Origin of the sequence: Gilliamella sp. ESL0443, from assembly GCF_019469165.1 — a bacterium.
In the GTDB taxonomy this organism is placed as follows: Bacteria; Pseudomonadota; Gammaproteobacteria; order Enterobacterales; family Orbaceae; genus Gilliamella; species Gilliamella apicola_E.
The window spans coordinates 1,399,728-1,418,792 of sequence record NZ_CP048263.1; the positions used below are offsets into that span (position 1 = coordinate 1,399,728).

Annotated in this window: 19 protein-coding genes; 4 read left to right on the plus strand and 15 right to left on the minus strand. The window is 33.9% G+C overall.

Features of this window, described 5'->3' with window-relative positions:
- Positions 1 to 60: 60 nt before the first annotated feature.
- The 7 genes from dgt to GYM76_RS06410 form a co-directional block, all read right to left on the minus strand.
- Positions 61 to 1,539, minus strand: coding sequence for a dGTPase (gene dgt / locus GYM76_RS06380; protein WP_220224938.1), 1,479 nt, complete (start codon positions 1,537 to 1,539; stop codon positions 61 to 63).
- A gap of 24 nt (positions 1,540 to 1,563) precedes the next feature.
- Entirely contained in the window at positions 1,564 to 2,622 is a 1,059-nt protein-coding gene (gene purK / locus GYM76_RS06385; protein ID WP_370632619.1) for a 5-(carboxyamino)imidazole ribonucleotide synthase, read from the minus strand.
- A gap of 7 nt (positions 2,623 to 2,629) precedes the next feature.
- Entirely contained in the window at positions 2,630 to 3,130 is a 501-nt protein-coding gene (gene purE, locus GYM76_RS06390) for a 5-(carboxyamino)imidazole ribonucleotide mutase (protein WP_065562564.1), read from the minus strand.
- A 152-nt stretch (positions 3,131 to 3,282) separates the two neighbouring features.
- Positions 3,283 to 3,633 (minus strand): RidA family protein, encoded by a 351-nt coding sequence (locus GYM76_RS06395; RefSeq protein WP_065562565.1) that lies wholly within the window; start codon positions 3,631 to 3,633, stop codon positions 3,283 to 3,285.
- A 24-nt stretch (positions 3,634 to 3,657) separates the two neighbouring features.
- Positions 3,658 to 5,661, minus strand: a complete 2,004-nt coding sequence (uvrB, locus tag GYM76_RS06400) for an excinuclease ABC subunit UvrB (protein ID WP_065562566.1) — start codon at positions 5,659 to 5,661, stop codon at positions 3,658 to 3,660.
- A 396-nt stretch (positions 5,662 to 6,057) separates the two neighbouring features.
- Entirely contained in the window at positions 6,058 to 7,518 is a 1,461-nt protein-coding gene (gene modF / locus GYM76_RS06405) for a molybdate ABC transporter ATP-binding protein ModF (protein WP_220224940.1), read from the minus strand.
- A 15-nt stretch (positions 7,519 to 7,533) separates the two neighbouring features.
- Positions 7,534 to 8,310: a TOBE domain-containing protein gene (locus tag GYM76_RS06410; RefSeq protein WP_220224941.1), complete on the minus strand. Its 777-nt coding sequence runs from the start codon at positions 8,308 to 8,310 to the stop codon at positions 7,534 to 7,536.
- Between the two features lie 208 nt (positions 8,311 to 8,518).
- Between GYM76_RS06410 and modA the strand changes: the two genes are divergently transcribed.
- Genes modA through modC form a run of 3 tightly spaced genes read left to right on the plus strand, consistent with a single transcriptional unit; the run spans position 8,519 to position 10,647 of the window.
- The gene (gene modA, locus GYM76_RS06415; RefSeq protein ID WP_220224942.1) at positions 8,519 to 9,259 is read left to right on the plus strand and encodes a molybdate ABC transporter substrate-binding protein; all 741 of its coding nucleotides are present in this window, start codon (positions 8,519 to 8,521) and stop codon (positions 9,257 to 9,259) included.
- A gap of 12 nt (positions 9,260 to 9,271) precedes the next feature.
- On the plus strand, positions 9,272 to 9,961 hold the full coding sequence (modB, locus tag GYM76_RS06420) for a molybdate ABC transporter permease subunit (RefSeq protein WP_220224943.1): 690 nt from the start codon (positions 9,272 to 9,274) through the stop codon (positions 9,959 to 9,961).
- Positions 9,962 to 9,966: 5 nt separating this feature from the next.
- The gene (gene modC, locus GYM76_RS06425; protein ID WP_220224944.1) at positions 9,967 to 10,647 is read left to right on the plus strand and encodes a molybdenum ABC transporter ATP-binding protein; all 681 of its coding nucleotides are present in this window, start codon (positions 9,967 to 9,969) and stop codon (positions 10,645 to 10,647) included.
- Here the strand turns inward: modC and GYM76_RS06430 are convergent.
- From GYM76_RS06430 to GYM76_RS06445, 4 genes are all read right to left on the minus strand, one after another.
- Entirely contained in the window at positions 10,626 to 11,378 is a 753-nt protein-coding gene (locus tag GYM76_RS06430; protein WP_220224945.1) for a UDP-2,3-diacylglucosamine diphosphatase, read from the minus strand. The genes modC and GYM76_RS06430 overlap by 22 nt on opposite strands.
- Positions 11,371 to 11,862, minus strand: a complete 492-nt coding sequence (gene ppiB, locus GYM76_RS06435; protein WP_065562573.1) for a peptidylprolyl isomerase B — start codon at positions 11,860 to 11,862, stop codon at positions 11,371 to 11,373. The genes GYM76_RS06430 and ppiB overlap by 8 nt, the downstream gene beginning before the upstream one ends.
- A gap of 67 nt (positions 11,863 to 11,929) precedes the next feature.
- On the minus strand, positions 11,930 to 12,781 hold the full coding sequence (gene folD, locus GYM76_RS06440) for a bifunctional methylenetetrahydrofolate dehydrogenase/methenyltetrahydrofolate cyclohydrolase FolD (RefSeq protein WP_220224946.1): 852 nt from the start codon (positions 12,779 to 12,781) through the stop codon (positions 11,930 to 11,932).
- Between the two features lie 63 nt (positions 12,782 to 12,844).
- Positions 12,845 to 13,537, minus strand: coding sequence for a DUF2884 family protein (locus tag GYM76_RS06445; RefSeq protein ID WP_220224947.1), 693 nt, complete (start codon positions 13,535 to 13,537; stop codon positions 12,845 to 12,847).
- Positions 13,538 to 13,816: 279 nt separating this feature from the next.
- On the opposite strand from GYM76_RS06445, the gene GYM76_RS06450 reads away from it, so the two are divergent.
- Complete coding sequence (locus GYM76_RS06450; protein ID WP_065562576.1) at positions 13,817 to 14,083, plus strand: GrxA family glutaredoxin; 267 nt, start codon at positions 13,817 to 13,819, stop codon at positions 14,081 to 14,083.
- A 46-nt stretch (positions 14,084 to 14,129) separates the two neighbouring features.
- Here the strand turns inward: GYM76_RS06450 and tsaB are convergent, their stop codons facing one another.
- The 4 genes from tsaB to GYM76_RS06470 form a co-directional block, all read right to left on the minus strand.
- Positions 14,130 to 14,810 (minus strand): tRNA (adenosine(37)-N6)-threonylcarbamoyltransferase complex dimerization subunit type 1 TsaB, encoded by a 681-nt coding sequence (tsaB, locus tag GYM76_RS06455; protein ID WP_220224948.1) that lies wholly within the window; start codon positions 14,808 to 14,810, stop codon positions 14,130 to 14,132.
- Positions 14,807 to 16,735 carry an ATP-dependent DNA helicase gene (locus GYM76_RS06460; RefSeq protein WP_220224949.1) on the minus strand — a complete coding sequence of 643 codons (1,929 nt, stop codon included), beginning with the start codon at positions 16,733 to 16,735 and terminating at the stop codon, positions 14,807 to 14,809. The genes tsaB and GYM76_RS06460 overlap by 4 nt, the downstream gene beginning before the upstream one ends.
- 282 nt (positions 16,736 to 17,017) lie before the next feature.
- Positions 17,018 to 17,992, minus strand: coding sequence for a glycosyltransferase family 8 protein (locus tag GYM76_RS06465; protein ID WP_220224950.1), 975 nt, complete (start codon positions 17,990 to 17,992; stop codon positions 17,018 to 17,020).
- 11 nt (positions 17,993 to 18,003) lie between these two features.
- Positions 18,004 to 18,981 carry a glycosyltransferase family 8 protein gene (locus tag GYM76_RS06470; protein ID WP_220224951.1) on the minus strand — a complete coding sequence of 326 codons (978 nt, stop codon included), beginning with the start codon at positions 18,979 to 18,981 and terminating at the stop codon, positions 18,004 to 18,006.
- Positions 18,982 to 19,065 lie beyond the last annotated feature (84 nt).

Sequence of the window (19,065 nt, forward strand, 5' to 3'; positions counted from 1 at the left end):
TCATTGTCGCACTAATATGGTGCTTGTGCTTATTTTTGGTGCTGTTTTAAATGTGCCAAATTAGAATGTTACCATTAATTTTCGATATTCATCATAAGCAAAATGGTCAGTCATACCGCTGATATAATCTTGAATTAAACGACAACGATAGTAAAATTCCCAACAATCAAAGTGTTGATTGTCTATCTGCTCAAGTGCTTGTTGATAAGCTACGCAATGTTTTGCTGATAGTTTGTGATACAACCGAGTTTCGATAGGATATTTTTTGTGATTACCTGTTTTGACTAATTTTATAAAATCATCAGTAGGCATAGCTAAAAGTGGGCTGTAGATATCTAGCAATCCAGTAATGATTCGGTAACCTTGCAGTTCGATATTTTCAACCGTTTCATGGTTAAAGATGTGTTCAAAGCCAACTGTTTTGAAGATACTAAGTAATTTATATTCCGCACCATGATCTTCAAGTAGAGCATGATTAAAGGAACCATGATAAATTGCTTCGATGTTTTCGATAAATCGTTCAGCTGCATGAGGTACGAGTTGACCAATGGTATTTACGCGCAGATACATAAAAAACTGGTCGATACCTATCGCTTCAAATTCATTCTTTTTCAAATTTTCATAAGGGCGATTCACAACTTCATCAAATAAATCACCTTTTTTAACGGGTCCCCATGCTTCTTTTAAATAATGATAAAGCTGCTGAACAGTTAAAATTTTCTTTTCTACAGCATCTTCAAGATCGGCGATGCAGTAAGAAATATCATCTGCTGCTTCCATAATATAAGTGAGCGGATAACGATGGAAAGGTTGGATATCAAGTTGTTCCGAAAGTGTTTTAATAAAAGACTCTTCAGATAGATAATACCCAGGTTTTTTCATTAAGTAATTAAATTCATCAGGTATAGGATCAGACCAATAAGCTGGTTTCGAATATTTAAGAATTGACGCAATTTGCGAGTAAGTTAAATTGAGTCGTAAAATCGTATGAACTAATCGAATCGCTTGTGCATTACCCTCAAAATTAGAGAGATCTTGGCGTATTTTTAATTTTAATGATTGAGTTGATTTATCATCAGTATCCTGAATATTAAGCACTGAGTAGCATGACGTTTTATCTATACCTAAACGCATACCAAACCAATGATTGATTGCCGCTTCACCAAAGTGACCAAATGGTGGATTACCTATATCATGCATTAAACATGCCATTTCAACTAAGCTTTCAATTGACATAACTGAATTTTCAAGGCCAAAGGCTTTTAATTGTCCAGATTTATTAAGTCGATAAATAATCTCTTTTACAATATAACGACCAACTTGTTGTACTTCCATTGAATGAGTAAGGCGTGTTCGAACGACAGAATTACGCTCTAAAGGAAATACTTGTGTTTTTTGTTGTAAACGCCTAATGGCAGCAGAATTAAGGATGCGACCACGATCACTTTCGAAAAAGCGTAAAACCGAGTAATCATCAAATGCTTCACGCGGTTTACTTGCATATCGTTGATAATTAATTTTTTTACTAAAGTCGATCATATCGCAGTCCCTTGATTTAATCAGCTATAATTTTTGTTTTGCCCACGCTATTGGTTGACTATATTCCGCTGGTAATAAAAAGGATAATTGCTTTAATGCTTCAATTAATTTTGGGCTATAGTTATGAGTTAGGTTGATGTGTCCAACTTTTCGCCCTTCTCTTACTTCTTTTTCATACCAGTGTAGATGCGCTAAATCAACTGATAACCATTTGAGATTAAAATCTGTTCCAATCAAATTCACCATGACCGATGGGCAAAAAACATCCGGTTTAGGCATTGGTAGTCCTAAAATTGCCCTTAAGTGTAATTCGAATTGGCTAATAGATGCCCCATTTTGGGTCCAATGTCCGCTATTATGTACTCTTGGGGCTAATTCATTAATTAATAAGTTATCACCCATGACAAAACATTCCATCGCCATAACGCCTACATAATTGAGTTTATGCATGATGCTTGAAAGCATCTGTTCAGCTTTATTCTGCAATGTATTATTTTTACCAGGAATGGCAACACTCATTTTTAAAATGCCATCTTGATGGAAATTATTTGTTAATGGATAAAAGACAGTTTCACCTTTGGCATTTCTGGCACCAACTAGTGATAGCTCTTCTTCAAAAGGAATGGCTTGTTCAACAATAGCATGTTGATAAACATCGTCTGGAATCGAATCGTGAGCAGTTATGCGCCATTGGCCTCGACCATCATAGCCACCTGTTCGACGTTTAACGATTAATAAATCACCCAAATTTTTAAATAAATTCGGCCAATCATTTTCATTATTAAGCGGGTACCATTTAGCCGTAGGTAAATTAAGCTCATCAAGTAACTGCTTTTGACTTAAACGATCTGCTATTATTGGAAATACATCTCGATTAATGAAGTGGGGGTGGCTCGCTAAGAGTTGAGTAAATGTTGTTTCGGGCCAACGCTCAATTTCAGCAGTAATGACTGAACTTTGGTAAGGGATGGTTGCAGGATCAACATCCAAGCCAACTGGATAGACATGGATTCCTAAAGGTTCACCAGCTTGTCTAAGCATTCGTCCTAGCTGGCCATTTCCTAAAACACAAACAGATTGCATTGTCATATTAAATATCGACTCTCGGATCAGGATTATTCAAAACTTCATCAGTTTGACTCAATCGCCAATTTGATAAACGTAGATAGATCTCTGGGTTATGCAATGCCAGAATTTGTGCAGCTAATAAAGCTGCATTTGCCGCTCCAGCTTTACCTATAGCTAATGTTCCAACAGGAATACCTTTAGGCATTTGTACGATAGAATAAAGGCTATCAATACCACTAAGCGCTGCACTTTGAACTGGAACACCTAACACTGGTACTAGTGTTTTCGCCGCTAACATACCAGGTAAATGCGCAGCCCCACCTGCTCCAGCTATGATCACATCAAAACCTCGTGATTTGGCATTTTGCGCAAATTCAAACAATTTATCGGGTGTTCGGTGTGCAGAAACAATTTCGACATGATAAGCAATGGTTAAAGTATCTAAGATATCCGCAGCATGTTGCATGGTACTCCAATCACTTTTCGATCCCATTACAATGGCAATTTTAGGTTGAGTATGCATAAACGTTTATAGGAAGATATAAAATATTAAGTGTTCAAAGTATACACTAAAATTAAATGAATGGGCTAGCAAGAAGTAAGGTTGATTATCAATAAGTTAAATTATCAGATTGAGAATATCCGCCAAGATTATGACGGATAATTATCTGTATATTACGGACTCACTGCCGCAACAATTTTTATTTCAATTAAATACTCTTTTTTCATTAACCCTGCATGAACGGTACAACGAACAGGCGCTTTTCCTTTTGCTACCCATTCGTCCCATGCTTTGTTCATGGCAGAGAAATCGTTTTTATTTACTAAAAATAGTGTCGCATCAAGAATGCGAGTTTTATCACTATTTGCTCTAGCCAAGATGTGATCTATTTCAGCTAATGCACTTTTAGTTTGTATATAAGCATCATCACTCAAATCAGTTGGTACACTAGTATAGTAAATTACATTGTTATGAATTACGGCTTCCGACCACCTTTCCGCAGGATCTATTCGTGTTATTGTCATTATATTTTCCTTAAAGACTAATTATTAAGATACCTTTATAAAATCCGAACGCAATTTTTTAATCTCATCACGTAATACACCTGCTTTTTCAAATTCAAGATTCTGAGCAGCTTCGTACATCATGGCTTCAAGTTCTTTAACTCTTGCCTGAACTTCTTTTATTGAAACATAATTATACTGACCACCTTGTTCAAAGGCTTGAATTTTAGCCGTTGATTTTTTAGTGCTTAAACCTGCATCTAAAATATCTTTGATTTCTTTACGCACTGATTTTGGTGTAATACCATGTTCCTGATTGAAATCTTCCTGTTTTTTACGACGCCTTGCAGTTTCATCAATAGTAAGTTGCATTGCTGGCGTAATTTTATCAGCATATAATATTGCTTTACCATTAACATTTCGAGCTGCGCGTCCCACGGTCTGAATTAATGAGCTTTCTGAACGTAAAAATCCTTCTCGGTCAGCATCTAAAATTGCGACTAATGATACTTCTGGGATATCTAATCCTTCTCGAAGTAAGTTAATACCAACTAATACATCAATTTTACCTAAACGCAAGTCGCGAATAATTTCCATTCGTTCAACAGTGTTGATATCAGAATGCAAATATTTAACATTGACATTATGTTCTGATAAATAGTCTGTCAAATTCTCAGCCATTCGCTTAGTCAATGTGGTCACAAGAACGCGTTCGTCTTGGTTTATGCGTAATTTAATTTCAGACAAAAGATCATCAACTTGAGTAGCCACAGGCCTAACTTCGATGATTGGATCTAATAATCCTGTAGGTCTTACCACTTGTTCGATGATTTCACCTGCTGATTTTTCAATTTCATATTTAGCAGGTGTTGCCGAAACATAAATTGTTTGTGGCATGATATTTTCAAATTCTGTAAATTTTAATGGTCTATTATCTAAAGCCGAAGGTAATCGAAAACCGTATTCAACCAGATTAAGTTTTCGCGATCTATCACCATTATACATTGCACCCAATTGTGGGATTGCTACATGCGATTCATCAATAAACAATAAGCCATCAGCCGGTAAATAATCAAATAATGTTGCTGGCGGATCGCCTGCATTTCGTCCTGCCAAATAACGAGAATAGTTTTCTATCCCAGAACAATAACCAAGCTCTGTCATCATCTCAATATCAAATAGTGTGCGTTGAGTTAATCGTTGCTCTTCTAGTAGACGATTATTGTCCAACAATACTCTTTGGCGTTCTTGAAGCTCTTGCTTAATTTCGACAATTGCGTCATCCATGATATTTCTTGGTGTGACATAGTGTGTTTTTGGATAAATAGTAATACGTGGTACTTCATTAATTGCATTACCTGTTAATGGATCAAATATGACTATTCTTTCAACTTCATCATCAAAAAGCTCAACACGCACTGCATGTTCATCTGAATCAGCTGGAAATATATCAATTACATCGCCACGAACACGAAAAGTACCGCGACTAAAGCCAATTTCATTACGTGTATATTGTAATTCTGCTAAGCGCGTTAATACTGCGCGTTGGTCAGTAATCGTCCCTCTTGCCAAATGTAATATCATTGACATGTAAGTTTCAGGTGCACCTAAACCATAAATAGCCGATACCGAAGCAACGATAACAACATCACGGCGTTCTAATAATGATTTGGTTGCCGATAGTCTCATTTGTTCAATGTGCTCGTTAATCGATGCATCTTTCTCAATAAATGTGTCTGTAGACGGAACATAAGATTCTGGCTGATAATAATCATAATAAGAGACGAAATATTCCACCGCATTATCTGGAAAGAACGCTTTCATTTCACCATATAGTTGAGCAGCCAAAGTCTTATTAGGCGCTAAAATAATTGTTGGGCGATTATGCTTTGCAATAACATTAGCCATGGTAAAAGTTTTACCAGATCCTGTTACTCCTAATAATGTTTGATGCGCAATTCCATCATCAAGATTTTGATTTATACGATCAATTGCTACCGGCTGATCACCTGCTGGTTTAAAATCAGAACATAATTTAAATTTTCTCATTACATCGCAACCTAAAATTTCACCTATTAATAAAAATTATCCCCAAAAACACTTGACCTTTAAAAATGTTATATTTTTTGTTCAGTTAAGTTAAAAGTTTGTTAAGACATTATTAAAACTATACCTTGATTTATCGTAACGTTATGATTAATAATAATTATTAAAATCATGGCTAAGTTGTAATCAAATTAAATAAAAACCTGATAGACATTGAAGTTAGCACACTTTTCAATTAACTATTCACAGACTTATCCACAGGCAACGGGGATAACTTGCTAAGTATAATCAATATAGACTTTTTTAAATTTTTAGCTTAAAAAAACGCCACTAAAAAAAAGTTTTTTTATTGATTATTTCTATTTTTAAGTCTTATTTTAATAGTCTATAACTAATCCATTATTTGATACGCTCAATTTTATATTGATAGCCAACAGTATCATTTGGCACAAAAGTTAATCGATGAGTGATGCATTTTGGTGCATCTTCTGCATGATGTGAAACAAACAATAATTGTGTACGACCTTTACCAATTAAATTATCAATCCAATTTTTTACTAGTTCTCTATTTAGATGATCCAGTCCTTGTAGCGGTTCATCTAAGATAAGTAATGTTGGATGTTTCACTAAAGCTCTCGCTATCAATACTAATCGCTGTTGTCCCCAAGATAATGATTGAAAGGGTTTATCGGCTAAATCAGTCAAATTTAATAATTGTAACCATTGCTTAACTAACTTTGCTTGTTTATCACTAATCGCTTGGTAGACCCCAATTGAATCAAAGTACCCCGATACCAATACATTTTCCACACTCAAGCTAACTCGATAGTCAAGATGAAAACTACTACTGACATAACCAATATGACGTTTAATATCCCATATTGTTTCGCCAGACCCTCGTTTTCGCCCAAATAGCGTCAAATCATTACTATAACCCTGAGGATGATCGCCAGTTATTAGACTTAATAATGTCGATTTACCTGCGCCATTTGGACCAATGATCTGCCAATTTTCATTCGCTTTTACCAACCAACTAAGTCCATTAATAATTGCCTTTCCATCATATTGAACATGACCATTATTTAATATAATGCGGTCTAATGTATCGGGTAGTTGAATGGGTGTTTCATCCGGTTCGGGTAAAGTAAAGTTTGATAGCTGTTCTAAATTCGCAAGTTGCTTGATGGCTACGTCATTTAATATGGTGTCTTTGGGTCCAAATTTCAATAGCTGGCAGTTAGCAAGTATTCCAATATTTTTTACAAATATTGGGATTTCATTAAAACGATTCAACACCATTACAATCGTAATATTTTTTTCAGCGAGTTGTTTAAGTTTTTCAGCTAGGTTTGCTCGAGATGCAACATCTAAACCATCAAACGGTTCATCTAAAATTAGCAGCTCCGGTCGACTCATTAATGTGCGACATATCAATGTTTTGCGTGTTTCACCGGTTGAGAGATATTTAAAGCGACGATCTAACAGATGTTCAATACCAAATTGTCGGGCTAAATGTTCGCAAAGTTCGGCATCTTGATTAACTTCTTGAATAATTTCTGCTGTAGTTAATCCAGTATCATCTTCGTTGTCACTAAGCATATCGGTATTATTGCGTTTCCATTCATCATCTATTATTTTTTGAAGTTGCTCAAATGAGATATGCGCTATTGATTTAAATTGATTGATAACTTTACCCGACACTAACGGTTGATTACCAGCTAATGCTTTAGCCAATACCGACTTGCCTGAGCCATTTCGACCTACAAAAGCGACAATGTCACCACTATTGATAGTCAATGATTCAATTTTAAAAACGTTGAAATCACTTATTTTATATACTGCATTTTCAATTTGTAACATAAATACCTCAAACTGCTAGACTAATGTGGCAACAATGATGTTCTGGGGATGGATGGATATGGTAGTTTTTTGGCCTTCGGTTAATTTTAGATGATTAATTTCACTGGTTGATTTATTAGCATAAAGCATCATACCGGAAGGTAATGAAAATGAGATCTCAGATAATTGACCATCGCTTACTATTTTTTCAACTTTAACTCTCAATTGATTTTCATTTAAATCATTCAATTCAATCAAAGGTGCTTTAATCAATAAAAGAACAGTTTTATCAATATTCAATTTTAAACGCGCAATACTTTGTTGAGTTATATAAGCTTTTAATTCAGTTTGGTTATCATTTAATTTTACTTTTACAAACCCAGCTATATTGTTAGTTTCAATGCTCGAAACATTGCCATAGATTTGATTACGGGCGCTAGTCTGTAATGATAATTTAGCGGTTATTTTTAATATATCATCAAGAGGAATATTGTCATCATTTAGAATATTAAAAGCATTATATTGGAGTTGAGTTAAGAGATCATAAAGCTGAATAAACCTTACCGCATAAGCGCTAAGTTTTGTACCTCCGCCATTTTTACCACCCGTTGCTGTTATTAAAAAAGGTTTTGGTGATAACTGATTGATTTCGTTTATCGCATCCCAAGCAGTTTTATAGCTAATACCGACTTTCTTAGCCGCTTGGGTTAGTGAGCCAGTTAGTTCTATTGCTTTTAATAAGGCAATTCGTCTGGGATCAGTAAATAATTGCTGATTTATGTTTAAAGTTAATAATATTTCTGGTGACAGCATTACTTTATGCCTTAATTGAATAAACAAGCTACTTTCAATAAAAAAGTAAATCTATTGTAGACGTTTTTTTCTTTTCCTTCAAAAAATGTCCTTAGCCATATTCGTAAAGAATAAAAATAGTGTACTGCTTAAAGTTTGATTGTACTTTATTAATAAATTTTGATAGCATCGCTATATAGTTCATTATATAACGAATGTGAGGAATAAAATGCGTAGAATCATTGGTGTATCACTATTTATAGTAACTTTACTCGTCAGTTTAACAACATCTGCCACCCAAAAAATTACGGTATTTGCAGCAGCATCACTTACGAATGCAATGCAAGATATTGCAACTACTTACAAAGATGCAGAAATTGTTTTCTCATTTGCTTCATCTTCTGTATTAGCCAAACAAATTGAACAAGGGGCACCTGCTGATATATTTATGTCTGCTGACCAAAAGTGGATGAATTATCTTATTGAACACAAAGTTGCAGCAGATAAACAGAATTTGTTAAAAAATGGATTAGTATTGATTGCTCCAAAACAATCTAAATTAGAAAAGGTAGAAATTAATGCAAATACTGATTGGCAAGCCATTTTACCAAAAGGAGAAAGGTTAGCTGTTGGTGATCCTGACCATGTACCTGCAGGGCTTTATGCTAAGGAATCTTTAACCAATTTAGGCGTATTTGATAAATTATTGCCTCAAATGGCGCCAGCAAGTAATGTCCGTGATGCATTAATGTTAGTTGAGCGTAATGAAGCTGCATTAGGTATTGTTTACAGTACTGATGCGAAAGTAAGTGATAAAGTGAAAATTATTGGTAGCTTTCCCGCTGAGACATTTACGCCAATTGAATATCCGATCACATTACTTAAACCTGAAGCAAAAGAATTTTATCAATATTTAAGTTCTGAAACTGCCAAAAAGATTTTCCAAAAATATGGTTTTATAACTGAATAGAATTTAAACAAGATGATGTTAACTGAGTATGAATGGCAAACATTGCTGTTAAGCTTGAAAATAGCAGGAGCAGCAATTGTCTTTAGCCTTCCAATAGGTGTGTTGACAGCTTGGATTTTAGCAAAATGTCAATTTATCGGTAAATCACTATTTGATAGCATTGTCCATTTGCCTTTAGTGTTACCTCCAGTAGTATTAGGCTATCTTCTACTCTTAACAATGGGTCGCCATGGCTTTATTGGCGAATGGTTAGATAAATATTTTCATTTAAGCTTTAGCTTCAATTGGCAAGGTGCAGCTTTAGCTTCTGCTGTGGTTGCGTTCCCGCTTATGGTTCGATCGATTCGATTAGCAATTGAATCGATCGATTCACGTTTAGAAAATGTAGCTCGAACCTTAGGTGCTAAACCATTTCGAGTCTTTATGACTGTCACGTTACCGTTAGCTTTCCCTGGGATTTTAATGGGAGTCGTGCTCGGTTTTGCTCGTTGCTTGGGTGAATTTGGCGCGACAATTACCTTTGTATCAAACATTCAAGGAGAAACACGCACCCTTCCATTAGCAATGTACACCTTATTACAAACCCCAGATGGCGAGTCAGGAGCATTACGACTTTGTATTGTTTCGATCATTTTATCTTTAGTTGCCTTATTCGTTTCAGAGATGCTAAATCGTTGGCATAAAAAGAAATTAACAGGATAGCGATAATGTTAAATATCAATGTAAGCAAAAAACTTGCCTCGTTTGTTTTCGAATTTAAACATGAAATTAACTGCCAAGGTGTGACTGCTATTTTAGGGGTTTCTGGTTCGGGAAAATCAACACTTATCAACCTTATTAATGGTTTAATCAAACCTGATAATGGTTATATCAATTTAAAACAAGATAGTTTAGTCGATACAGAAAAACATATTTTTGTCACACCAGAGAAAAGACAAATTGGTACTGTTTTTCAAGATGCGCTACTTTTTCCTCATTATAAAGTAATCAAAAATTTAACTTATGGGGCAAAATCGTTAGATACAGAAAAATTTGATGATATTGTCACTGTGCTCAATATTGGCTCACTACTTGATCGTTATCCAGCGATGCTGTCAGGTGGTGAAAAACAGCGAGTTGCTATTGGTCGAGCTTTATTAACCAACCCCAAATTATTATTGATGGATGAACCTTTATCCGCTTTAGATATGCCTCGTAAAAAGGAGTTATTAAGCTATATTAATAAACTAGTGAGTGACTTGAACATACCTATTATCTATGTCACTCACAATATTAATGAAGTCAAACGTATTGCTCAGCATGTAGCCGTGTTAGAACAGGGGAAATTAATAGACTTCGGTACGACAGAACAAATATTACAAAGTAACTATTTGAAAGACTGGCTATAAAGCTTTAATGTAGTACTATTCTCTTCTTGTTTTATATATGAAATACCATCATGCCAAGCACCTAATACTATTCTGGTTACTGATTCACCATTAATGGTTAGATGATGGGTTGCAGGTTTATGAGTATGGCCATGAACCATTATATTGGCATTATTCTCAATCATCATATCAATCACTGCTTGTGGATTTACATCCATGATCGTTTCTGATTTTATTTGATTATGCTGACTACTCTCTTTTCGTAATTTCGTCGCAATTTTTAATCGAATAAATAATGGTAAGAATAAAAATAACTTTTGTAGCCACTTTTTATGCATGATTTTTCGGAATTTTTGGTATTGATGATCATCAATACAAAGCAGGTCGCCATGTAAAAAAACAATATTTTTATCCTGATTGACTAAACAATTAATATCACCTAGTAAGGTCATATCACATCGTTTAGCATAGTCTTTACCAATCAGAAAATCACGATTACCGTGGACAAAAAACTTTTTAATTTGCTTTGAGGATAACTCATTTAAAGCATCCGAAATCTGCTTGTGTAGTGTTGAATCAACATCATCCCCCACCCAATAGTCAAACAAATCCCCTAGAATATAGAGTTCACAGCCATTAGGTAATTGTTTAAGAAATGACAAAAAGCCTGCTGTAATATCAAAATGATGTGCAGCAGGCTCGTTTTCACCGAGGTGAATATCTGCGATAAAAAAGCGAACAGGATTATTCAACCGTTACACTCTTAATCACGACATCTTCAACTGGCACATCAGAATGCATTCCATTACGGCCAGTTTTAACGGCTTTGATCTTATCGACAACATCCATGCCATCCACAACTTCAGCAAATACGCAGTAACCAAAACCATTAATATCAGAAGAACGATAATTTAAATAATCATTATCAACGACATTAATAAAGAATTGAGCCGTCGCGGAATGAGGATCACTTGTACGTGCCATAGCTAAAGTACCACGACTATTTTTTAGACCATTAGCAGCCTCATTTTTGATTGGAGCCTTGGTTTTTTTCTGTTTCATACCTGGCTCAAATCCACCACCTTGAATCATAAAATTATTAATCACTCGATGGAATATAGTGTTGTCATAGAAACCTTCTTTACAATATTCAACAAAATTTTTGACTGTTTCAGGAGCTTTATCATCAAAAGTATTGATCTTAATATCACCTAAAGAAGTATGAAATATAATCATAAGATGTCCTTATTTTCATTTTTTAATTCATAAAAATCATAATACAAATCTGTCTATTATCTTAGACTTACTCGCTAAATCTTTCACATGCCTCTAATGTATTACTCATTAGCATTGCAACCGTCATTGGCCCTACTCCACCAGGTACAGGTGTGATCCAACCAGCATGTTGGCTAGCGATATCGAATTCTACATCTCCAACAAGTTTGCCATCAGGTAAACGGTTAATTCCAACATCAATTACGATAGCACCAGGTTTGATCCATTCTCCCTTAACATAGTTAGGGATTCCAACACCCGCAACAACAATATCAGCATTACGAACATGCTTTTCTAAATCAATAGTTCTGCTATGAGTAATCGTTGTGGTACAACCTAATAACAATAATTCTAACGCCATAGGACGTCCAACAATGCTTGATGCGCCTACAACTGTTGCGTTTAAGCCAGATAAATTAATGGCGGTTGATTCTAACATTTTAACAACACCATACGGCGTGCATGGGCGTAATATCGGATCGCGTTGTAATAAATGGCCAATATTATAAGGATGAAAACCATCAACATCTTTACGAGGATCGATACGCTCTAACACTTTTGTCTTATCAATGTTATCTGGTAATGGAAGCTGAACTAAGATGCCATGAACATCGGCTCGTTGATTTAATTCATCGATCAACGCTAATAATGCCTCAGTGGTTGAAGATGGATAATCATAAGCAAAAGAAGCAAAGCCGACATCGTCACAAGCTTTTTGTTTATTTTTAACATAAATTTTAGAAGCGGGATCAGAACCAACTTGTATAACAGCTAGTCCTGGAACAGATAAACCTTGTTCAGTCCGTGATTTTACCTTTTTGGCTATTTCGTTACGTATTTGCTGCGCTAACGCTTTACCATCAATTATTTTTGCAGTCATAAGCGATTACTTCTTTTACCCAATGAATGGGGTATTCTCGCAAAAGTTTTTATTATTGTCTATTCACTTATCGGTTGATTGACTAAGTTCTGTTAAAATCTGTTGATATTGTTTGTCTATATCAGTAATTACCGAACAAATATGTGAATCGAATGCTTTAAGTTTAGGTTTTTGAGCTTTCCATTCATTTTTTGAGATATCTTTGATGGCACCGAAGTTTTTAAAGAAGTTAAATTCTAAAATACTTCCCCCCACAACATTATAAAAAATACGTTCGCCGATATCTTGTCCATCTTTTTTTAATTTATTAAAGTTTTGGTAATAAAATTTTGTTGTTCCATTTTCAGTAATAATTGAACGATGTAATAACTTAACTAATCGTTTATATAATTTATTTAATTCGCCATGTAGTTCGCGGTCATCACTTAATTTTCTTGTTATTGCTAGATCAAAAGCAACTTTTACTTCCAATAATAAATCTAATGATTGTTGTTCTAGTAGTGGTAATTGTGATCTTAGACTTTTTTGAAATTCATTGAGATTTTTACGTAATTGAGGGCTAGCTGATATTGTTTTCTTATTAAGTATTACTTTGCCATCATTCTTGATCGACAAATCATTCGACTTATTTACGATTTGGATGTTGTCTTTATTTATCACTATATCGTAATTGGGTTTTACAGCACACTCTTTTTGTGCCGCAAACACTGTTATTGATAAGGTTAATGAAAAAATAACTATTATTTTTTTTAGCATTTTGACATCCATTTAATGGTTGAAATTTAAATTATAGCGAGTAATATCAAATTAGCATCAATTTAAAGAATTAAAAAACCCCGTTCCTCAACTTTTTTTAATAAAAGCAGCTATAAAATAATCAATTAATCATTTAAATGATTAAAACGTATACCTTACACGCTATGCGGATGTAATATCAATAGATATAATCTATTATATCAACTAGATTTATCTACTTTTTTTTATTCAAAACTAAAGTATAGTAATTTTATTCAATTTAACTCATAGAGGTGAAATATGTACGCTGTTATTTTTGGACGTCAAGGATGTCCATATTGTGTGCGAGCTAAAGAGCTTGCCGAGAAGTTATCTCAAGAACGTGATGATTTTTCATATCGATATGTAGATATAAATGCAGAAGGTATTACCAAGGAAGATCTTTCTAAAAGTGTTGGTAAACCGGTTGAAACCGTACCGCAAATTTTTATTGATGAAAAACCAATTGGTGGCTGTACTGATTTTGAAGCATATGCCAAAGCTAATTTGGGATTATTTCAAGACTAAATACTTTTGCACATCAAATACAGATAAACCATTTCGGTGGTTTATCTTAACGCCCCGGCAATTTTTGCCATGTAACTTCATTACGCAAATAAGTTGGCTCGACATCTTCAACTTTAACAACTTCTTTTCTTAACCATTTTTGATGAGCGATAACCACCAAATCTTGTGCTTCTGGTAAGAATACTTCACTAGGCTTAGTTCCTGTTAACATTTCAGGATAAGTTTGCCAACCCGTACCTGCTGAATAATAATCATTGTGACTTTTTTGAATTTTATTTATTACATTTTCAGGTTTGACGACACATTCTGGAATGATCGTTTGCCAATTTTGGTTTTGATACTCATATTGTCCTAAATAGACTTCGCCCATTCTAGCATCTATCGCAGGTATGACTTTCTTTGCCTCTGTTTTCCTATAAGCGCCTTGCGCTAGGGTCATCAAAGTTGAGACACCTATCATCGGTTTATCAATTCCTAATGCTAATCCTTGAGCTACACCAATACCTATTCTTACTCCAGTAAAGCTACCAGGACCTTGAGCAAAAGCAATAGCATCAAGTTGTGAAAGCGTGCAACCTGATTGACTTAAAATTTTATCAACCATTGGTAAGATCTTTTTAGTATGATCACGTGCCGAAATCATAAAATCATGAGTGATTTCATTTTGAAAATATAGAGCTACAGAACAAGCTTCTGTCGAAGTATCAATGGCTAAAATAGTACTCATTTGGTTTCCAGATTATCTGATTGGTTGTTAGATAATAAAAAATTGATTACCTTATTAACATCTCGGGTTCTTGGCGATGGTGGTAAACTATTTATAAACGTTGCCCCATAAGGTCGCATAACTAATCTATTATCGCAAATAATAATTGCTCCTCGATCATTATGATGACGGATTAATCGCCCAACACCTTGTTTTAAGGTGATAACGGCTTCAGGTAATTGCACTTCATTAAAGGCATCGCCACCTTGCATTTGGCAATCTTCCATTCTCGCTTTCATTAAGGGATCATCTGGTGAGGTAAACGGTAATTTATCTATAATAACACAAGATAAAGTATCTCCCCTAACATCAATCCCTTCCCAAAAACTGCTCGTTGCGATTAATAGTGCATTACCACTTTCAATAAACTGTTCAAGAAGTTTTGATTTGCTTGTTTCACCTTGAACTAAAACCGGTAACTCGGTATGTAAGCGAAAATGTTCAGCTAATGCATTCATCATTGCATAAGATGTGCAAAGGAAAAAACAACGCCCTTTGTTTGCCTCAATAACCGGTAATAAAATATTGACAAGTTTTTCAGCATTGCCCCTTTCATTTGGTGATGGTATATAACGTGGTACACACAAAATAGTCTGATTGGTATAATCAAATGGGCTTTCTAAAATTAATGATTCTGCATTAGTTAAACCTAAACGTTTGGTAAAGTAATCTAATTGATTATCAACTGATAATGTTGCTGATGTGAAAATCCAGGCACCTTTACGCTGGATTAATAATTCCTCAAATTTTTCCGTTACCGACAATGGAGTTAATGCAAAGAGGAAAGAGCTGTATGAACTTTCATACCAATAACTGAAACCTGGTACATGAGTTTCGGACAATTTTTTTAATAATTGCTGGTATTGGTTAACTCGATCATAACAATTATCTAAAGTTGTGGATCGCCCTATCGCTAATAACAGAACTTCTTTGCAAAAATCAAGCGCATCAAATAAATAAGATAATTCTTGTTTAATATTGGTTTGATTGAATAGATAACGAAGATTTCCTTTATTATTTTGCTGGCTTATCAACAATCTTAAATCTTGGGTACATTTTTGTAGTTTATCAGCACACTGCTGGAGTTGTGACATGTCTTTGACTTCTGTTCTATAAGCCAAATTTATCTCTTTAGCTAAGTCGAACAGTTGTCGACTTGTTAACTGCTCACCAAAATAGTGACACGCAAGATCAGGAAGTTGATGCGCTTCATCAAATATCATCACATCAGCTTTAGGAATTAATTCACCAAATCCGGTATCTTTCACAACAACATCAGCTAAAAATAGATGATGATTAACAACAACAATATCAGCGTTCATGGCTCTTTTACGAGCTTTAACCACATAACAATCGTTGTAATGTTCACAATCACTACCCAAACAATTATCATTTGTGCTAGTTAAAATTGGCCAAATTGGATTATCTTCGGTAACAGTTGTACATTTACTAATGTCACCATCTTTTGTTTTGATTGACCAATTTTTAACCCGAACCAGATCAGTTCGTAAATTCTTATCTAAATCTCCGGCAGCAGCATATTGATGATACATGCGCTCTAAACAGAGATAATTGGCTCGACCTTTAAGAAGTGAAATTTTACCAGTATAGTTTAAAGCTTTTTTGATAATGGGTAAGTCTTTACTATATAACTGTTCTTGTAAATTCTTGGAGCCTGTCGAGATTATTGCTTTTTTCTCACTGCGTAATGCAGGAACTAAATAAGCAAATGTTTTACCCGTTCCAGTACCCGCTTCGACCACCAATGACTTTTGTGCATTTATTGCTTCAGTGACCTTATTTGCCATATGTCTTTGTGGTTCTCTAGCAACAAAACCATCTATAGCTGTCGCAAGCAAACCATTTTCTGCAAAATCATTAATCACTTAAAATGCACCTAATTAGAAGATAAGCCCAATTTGTCTATGTATATTGGAAAATTTATTTAAGAAATAAGCTAACGTTTGAAAAAAATAAAATATTCATAAAGTTGAGATGAAATTATAAATAAACAGTTATCTAAATTACAAGCTATACTATAGCAATAACCCAGACAAAAATATATACATGAATATTCACTATAAAGAAAAAGCTTAGTTAGAAATAGATTAAGTTTCAAATCTATTGACTAAATAAGCTTATATCTATTAACCGTATATATTTTAGTATTACTTTTTAAACTTAGTTTTCAAATAAATTAGATAATGCTTTATTCCTAATAGATATTTTTTTTGCTTAAGCATTAACTTTGAATAAGCACGAATTGAAGAGGTTTTTTTAGGATTATACAAAGGTAAACTGTCATTCTGCCATGGTGATTTTTCTAAATAAGCATCAAATAATTTAGAACGATAAGGCTCATGCCAAGGTTTATTTTTCGTTATATAATGAATAAAAATAGTTTCGCTAGGGACATTTGCATCTTCATTACCATTAACCGATAATGCTAATAAATTATTAAATTTTCTTGGCAATATTAATCGTTTTTCTCCGACACAAATATTCAAAACATCTTGGTCTGGATATTGGTACTTTTCACCACTATTCAATAGTTCTAATGTCTTATCAGTAATTTCGTCTTCGCACCAAAGAGGAATATTAATCAGCATAACACCAGAATTAAAATAAGAGCCTTCAACTATATGATATTTAGTACATTGAGATTGTTGCATATATGGTTCGTCAGCAACCGCGGCGACTAAAATACCACTTAAATCAATACTATCAATATCTGATAAACTATTAATACATAAAGTATCACTATCAACATAGAGTAATTTATCAGTAGTATTTTTTAATAATATTGGTGCTATTAAACGAACACAGGCTGAAAGTGGAAATTGTTCGGTATTTTTTTGATCGACTTTAAACTGATCATTAATAATATATTCAGTTATTGATATAGTATCGAACTTTATTTCACTAAATTTAAATCTATTTTCATCAGATAGATTATGAGTAAATAAATGAAAATGAATCGGTCTTAAAGGATTATTTTCAAAAATAGATAAAATATTTATACCAGCTGATAATGCATAATTATCATCAAAGCATAATAAAATATGCAAAACAGACTGGTTATTGTCAAAATTATGTGACAGTAATTCATTTCTTTTGTTAATAAATCTATCAACTTGAATCACGACGAACATCCTTATCGTTTTTTAGTAACTTTGTGCTTAAGATAAAGTAAATAATATTTGAACGCCGAAAAATACTTTTTCTGACTAGCTAACAATTTTGCATACCGTCTTGTAGTTGAAGGCGCATTTTCATTAGCCAATGATAATTTTTGATTAGCCCATGGTGAAGAAGCAATATAAGTTTGATAAAGTGGAGTTAAATATAACTGATACCATGGTTTATTGCCGGTAACATAATGAATAATAACAGTATCTTCACTTAACAAATTATCTTCATTACCACCAACGGTAAGTGATGTAAGTTGATTATAAATTTTAGGAAGAAAAACAGTTTTACCTTGCATTAATATATTTAAAACATCTTGATCAGCAAACTTATATACTTTACCGCTATTTATCATAGCAAACGCTTTATCAGTAAGATTATTATCTACCCACATATCAGTATTAATATAGATCATTCCGGCATTAAAATATTCACCGTAAGGGATATCACAAGCTGGGCATTGTTTTTCTTGCGTTTTATCAACATCAGGTACCACTGCTGCATATTTATCACTTAAATCAGTGTGAATTAATTCATTAAGATTATTTGTACAAAGTACATCGCAATCTAAATACAAAACTCGCGAAGTCACTTTATTTAATATCTGAGGAACGACAAATCGTAAGCAGGTTGAGGCAGACACATGCAATACTAATGTATCAGGATTAATCGAAAAATCATCCCCTATTTCATAACAAATTATGCTAACATTATCGTTGTTTAGTTGATTAAACATTGATATTTTTTCATTAGTTACATTATTAGCAAATAAATGGAATACCAGATTTTTATCCATATTATTTGAGATAACTGAGGACATCGCTATTCCTGCTGGCATTGCATAATTGTCATCAAAACAAAATGCAATATGTGTGGTTTCTAAAGATGCTTGAGCATTTTCAAATAATGTAGAGATTTTTTTGATAAAAAGATTTTCTTTCATTTTTACTAATATTTAAGGATGATTTTAGAAAATTTGAAATAACATTGTAACATACGTTAAATTAAACAATGAAGTAATAATCAA

What these genes read in the sequence shown, in the direction of transcription:
- dgt (WP_220224938.1), bottom strand. Translation starts at nt 1,539, where the DNA reads ATGATCGACTTTAGTAAAAAAATTAATTATCAACGATATGCAAGTAAA.
- purK (WP_370632619.1), bottom strand. Translation starts at nt 2,622, where the DNA reads ATGCAATCTGTTTGTGTTTTAGGAAATGGCCAGCTAGGACGAATGCTT.
- purE (WP_065562564.1), bottom strand. Translation starts at nt 3,130, where the DNA reads ATGCATACTCAACCTAAAATTGCCATTGTAATGGGATCGAAAAGTGAT.
- GYM76_RS06395 (WP_065562565.1), bottom strand. Translation starts at nt 3,633, where the DNA reads ATGACAATAACACGAATAGATCCTGCGGAAAGGTGGTCGGAAGCCGTA.
- uvrB (WP_065562566.1), bottom strand. Translation starts at nt 5,661, where the DNA reads ATGAGAAAATTTAAATTATGTTCTGATTTTAAACCAGCAGGTGATCAG.
- modF (WP_220224940.1), bottom strand. Translation starts at nt 7,518, where the DNA reads ATGTTACAAATTGAAAATGCAGTATATAAAATAAGTGATTTCAACGTT.
- GYM76_RS06410 (WP_220224941.1), bottom strand. Translation starts at nt 8,310, where the DNA reads ATGCTGTCACCAGAAATATTATTAACTTTAAACATAAATCAGCAATTA.
- modA (WP_220224942.1), top strand. Translation starts at nt 8,519, where the DNA reads ATGCGTAGAATCATTGGTGTATCACTATTTATAGTAACTTTACTCGTC.
- modB (WP_220224943.1), top strand. Translation starts at nt 9,272, where the DNA reads ATGATGTTAACTGAGTATGAATGGCAAACATTGCTGTTAAGCTTGAAA.
- modC (WP_220224944.1), top strand. Translation starts at nt 9,967, where the DNA reads ATGTTAAATATCAATGTAAGCAAAAAACTTGCCTCGTTTGTTTTCGAA.
- ppiB (WP_065562573.1), bottom strand. Translation starts at nt 11,862, where the DNA reads ATGATTATATTTCATACTTCTTTAGGTGATATTAAGATCAATACTTTT.
- folD (WP_220224946.1), bottom strand. Translation starts at nt 12,781, where the DNA reads ATGACTGCAAAAATAATTGATGGTAAAGCGTTAGCGCAGCAAATACGT.
- GYM76_RS06445 (WP_220224947.1), bottom strand. Translation starts at nt 13,537, where the DNA reads ATGCTAAAAAAAATAATAGTTATTTTTTCATTAACCTTATCAATAACA.
- GYM76_RS06450 (WP_065562576.1), top strand. Translation starts at nt 13,817, where the DNA reads ATGTACGCTGTTATTTTTGGACGTCAAGGATGTCCATATTGTGTGCGA.
- tsaB (WP_220224948.1), bottom strand. Translation starts at nt 14,810, where the DNA reads ATGAGTACTATTTTAGCCATTGATACTTCGACAGAAGCTTGTTCTGTA.
- GYM76_RS06470 (WP_220224951.1), bottom strand. Translation starts at nt 18,981, where the DNA reads ATGAAAGAAAATCTTTTTATCAAAAAAATCTCTACATTATTTGAAAAT.